This window comes from Mycobacterium sp. 1245852.3 (assembly GCF_001669335.1).
Taxonomy (GTDB): Bacteria; Actinomycetota; Actinomycetes; order Mycobacteriales; family Mycobacteriaceae; genus Mycobacterium; species Mycobacterium europaeum_A.
This window is the reverse complement of sequence record NZ_LZLL01000209.1, coordinates 1-3,697: the sequence shown is the minus strand read 5'-3', so window position 1 is coordinate 3,697 and position 3,697 is coordinate 1. Positions and strand designations below refer to the sequence as shown.

4 protein-coding genes are annotated in these 3,697 nt (G+C 69.0%); all 4 read right to left on the bottom strand.

The genetic code is table 11. The features are described from left to right. The coding region (locus tag A9W96_RS09655; protein ID WP_197499470.1) for a 4-(cytidine 5'-diphospho)-2-C-methyl-D-erythritol kinase at positions 1 to 672 on the bottom strand (672 nt) is incomplete at its 3' end. Positions 673 to 737: 65 nt separating this feature from the next. Then, a complete protein-coding gene (rsmA, locus tag A9W96_RS09650; RefSeq protein WP_067139288.1) occupies positions 738 to 1,691 on the bottom strand; it encodes a 16S rRNA (adenine(1518)-N(6)/adenine(1519)-N(6))-dimethyltransferase RsmA in 954 nt (317 codons plus the stop codon). After that, on the bottom strand, positions 1,655 to 2,782 hold the full coding sequence (locus A9W96_RS09645) for a resuscitation-promoting factor (RefSeq protein ID WP_197499469.1): 1,128 nt from the start codon (positions 2,780 to 2,782) through the stop codon (positions 1,655 to 1,657). The genes rsmA and A9W96_RS09645 overlap by 37 nt, the downstream gene beginning before the upstream one ends. Before the next feature lie 159 nt (positions 2,783 to 2,941). After that, the coding region (locus A9W96_RS09640) for a TatD family hydrolase (RefSeq protein ID WP_156765175.1) at positions 2,942 to 3,697 on the bottom strand (756 nt) is incomplete at its 5' end.

The window sequence follows — 3,697 nt, the reverse complement described above, 5'->3', positions numbered from 1 at the left end:
GGCGGCCAGGGCGGCCAGCACCGGCCCGGGCGCGGGCAGCCGCGGCGGATCGCCCGCCTCGCGGAGCCGGTCCAATTCGGTGAACACCGCCGGCGTCAGCAGCTCTCCGTCGGCGAACGCCAGTACCCAATGAAAGGTGTTGCGGGACAACACCGTCGCCAACTCCTCGCCGCGACCGGTGCCTAACGCGGTGCCGCCGTGCAGCGCGAACGGCACATCGCTGCCTAACCGCGCGGCCAGCATGCGCAGGTCGCGGCGGGGCACGTTGAGTTCCCACAGCGAGTTCATCGCGACCAGCACGGCCGCCGCGTCGGCGCTGCCCCCGGCCATGCCGCCGGCCACCGGAATGGATTTGTCGATCATGATCGACACGTCCGGCGCCCGGCCGACGTGTTCGGCCATCAGCTCGGCGGCCTGCCAGGCGAGGTTGCGTTCGTCGGTGGGCAGCTTCTCGGCGCCCTCGCCGACGATGTCGAGCGACAGCACGTCGGCGTTGCGGACCGTCACCTCGTCGAGCAGCGACACGGCCTGAAAAATCGTGTTCAGCTCGTGGTAGCCGTCCTCGCGGCGGTCACCGACCGCCAAGTAGAGGTTGACTTTTCCGGGCACCCGAACGGTGACCGACCCGGTGGGCACCCACTGCGCGGCGGTATTGCCGTCAGACATTCTCAGCCACCGCAGCAGACTATCGCTGCTCGGAGCCAACCACACGCAACGGCGCCTTCGGCGGCTTACCGTCAGCCGGCCGAGGCGCCCTGTTCGGCGATGCGGGGAGTCGCCTCGGGCGTGGCGTGGGATCGATCCGCGGAGCGCTGCAGCAACCGCACGAAGTCGTCGATCGACAGCGTCTCGCCGCGGCGCGCCGGGTCGATGCTGGCCGCCAGCAACCGATCCGCCGATTCGTTGCCCGAGCCGGCCCAGTCCACGAACGCGTTGCGGCACGTCTTGCGGCGCTGCCCGAACGCGATGTCGATCAGTGCGAAGACCTGGCGCCGGAAGCCCTCGTCGGTGGGCCATGGCGAGGGCGCGTACCGGTCGATGCGTACCAGCCCGGAGTAGACCCGCGGGATCGGCCAGAAGACCGTCGGCGACACCATGCCGCAACGACGAACCTGGCCAAAAAAGCGCACCTTGACGCTGGGCACGCCGTACTCCTTGCCGCCGGGCTCGGCGGCCAGCCGCTCGGCGACCTCGGCCTGCACCATCACCGTCATGGTGCGAATGGACGGGAACTCGGCGAGCAGGTGCAACAGCGCCGGGACGGCGACGTTGTACGGCAGGTTCGCGACCACGGCGGTCGGCCCAGTGGCCACCTCGTCGCGGAGGAGGGTCAGGACGTCGCGGTTGACCACCGTCAGACGCTGGCTCTCGCTGTTGGAATGCTCGGCGACGGTCTGGGGCAGCCGTTCGGCCAGCACCGGGTCGATCTCGACGGCCGTCACGGCGGCGCCACGGTCGAGCAGGGCCAGGGTCAGCGACCCAAGACCCGGCCCGACTTCCAGGACGTGATCAGCCCGGCTGACCCCGGAGGTCGAGACTATCCGGCGCACCGTGTTGGCGTCGTGGACGAAATTCTGGCCCAGCGATTTCCGTGGCCGAAATTCGAGTTCTTTGGCCAGCCGCCTGATCTCGGTGCGCCCGAGTAGCCGGATGGTCAGCGCGCACCAGCTCTTCCGCTGCACACTGGCCACGCACCCCAACCCTGGCGCTCACGGGTCACCTCGGCGACGGTGATCTGCTCCTCGCGGGTGGCGAGGTCGGCGCGGGCGGCGAACCGCAACCCGCCGTTTCGCTCCCACGTGCCCTGGTCGAACTGCACACCGCCGTAGTACCCGTTTCCGGTGTTGATAGCCCAGTTTCCGCCGGCTTCGCAACCCGCGATCGCGTCCCAGATGGAGCCGTCGCTGACCGGAGGCACCTCGGTGCCGGGCTTGGCGCCGATGCGGACCACCGAGTCGCGGGCGGGCGTGATCACCGTGTTGGCGATCGGCAGCCGGCCGGTCTCGACGCCGTTGACCGTGGCCACCGAGAAGGTGACGTCCTGCGTGCCCGGGCTGCCTGGATCCTCGACGACCTGGCGGCTCATGTTCAGGCCCGGATCTTCGATGCGACGGGCGTTGGGGGGCAGCGGGATCCGCTCGGTCACCTGCTGGATCCGGTTACGCGTCACCTGAACTTCCATGCCGTCGACGATGGGCGCCGACGCGGCCGGCACCACCTGGTCGCTGTCGAGCAGCGGCGCGCCGGCGGCGCTCAGCAGGCCGGCGACGTTCGGTGCCGCCAGGTGCACCGTGCGGATCGCACCCGCGTCGTTGATGCGGACGGTCTTGGCACTGACGACGGGCAGCGCCATCCCGGCCAGCGGAACGCGGCTGCCGCGGTTGGCCGCGGCCGGGGCGGTGTCGGTCATCGCGAGCTGGGCCAGCGCCTCGTCGACGGTGGAAGCGGTGGTCCACACCTGCTTGGTGTCATGGCCGTCCAGCGAGATCTGCAGGGGGCGGCTGCGCCGCAGCACGATCTTGCTGGCGTCGTGCACCGTGACATCACCGGCGGGATACAGGTCGTCACGCTCGTCGATGGCGAAACCGTTCTCTTCGACGACGTCGATGACCCGGGACTTCATGGTGGTGACCTTCATGGCCACCCCGTCGACGGTCAGCGTGACCGTCTTGCACACCGATACCGCGTATCCGCCCGCGAGTGCCAGGACTACCAGCAGCCCTCCGACCACGAGCCGCAACATCGGCGAAGGATTCTGATGAAGTTTTGTCAATACACTCAACGCGCGTTACCCAACCCTCAACAACCCACTCATTCGGCAGCAAGTCACAAATTAAGGGCCCGTAGGCCCAAACCGTTCGATCACAAGACGGTAACGAACCGGTCAAGGTTGGGCAACTCCGACGCGGCGAATTCCAACCAAATCGCCTGGTCGTTTACCTCACACTGTGACCAATCCGTACACCCGCTGAGCATTACTCGTCGTTATCTCGGCCAGCTCTTCCGGGCGGCGATCCACCAGCTCGGCGATCGCCCGAACAGTATAAGGAAGGCAATACGGTTCATTCGCCGTCCCCCGATAGGGATGGGGTGTCAAGAATGGCGCATCGGTCTCCACCAACAGCTGTTCAGGCGGTATCAGCGGAACGGCTTCGCGCAGCGCGTGCGCGTTGCGGAAACTCGCGGTGCCCGACAGGCTCAGCAGCCACCCGGCGTCCACGCAGCGGCGGGCCATGGCCGCGTCCGAGGAAAAGCAGTGGAAGATCACGGCGTCCGGGGCGCCCTCGGCCGCCAGCACGTCGAGCACGTCGGAGTCGGCGTCCCGGTTGTGGATCATCAGCGGTTTGCCGCAGCGCTTCGCCAGGTCGATGTGCCAGGCGAAGGCCTCCCGCTGCACGGCCGGCGCGGCGCAACCGTCCAGCCGCCCCGGCCAGTAGAGGTCCAGGCCGGTCTCGCCGACGGCCACCACCCGGGGATGGGCCACCAGTCGCTCGATCTCGGCGCGCGCGGCGTCGTCGAGCGCGTCGGCCCGGGTGGGGTGCAACGCCACCGCGGCATAGACCCGTGGGTCCCACTCGGCCGCGCGCGTGACCCAGCGCGCCGAGTCCAGGTCGTCGGCGATCGTGACGACCGCGCCAACCCCGACCGCCGCGGCGCGGTCCACGATGGCCCGCACCCCCTCGGCGTCGGTGGCGCC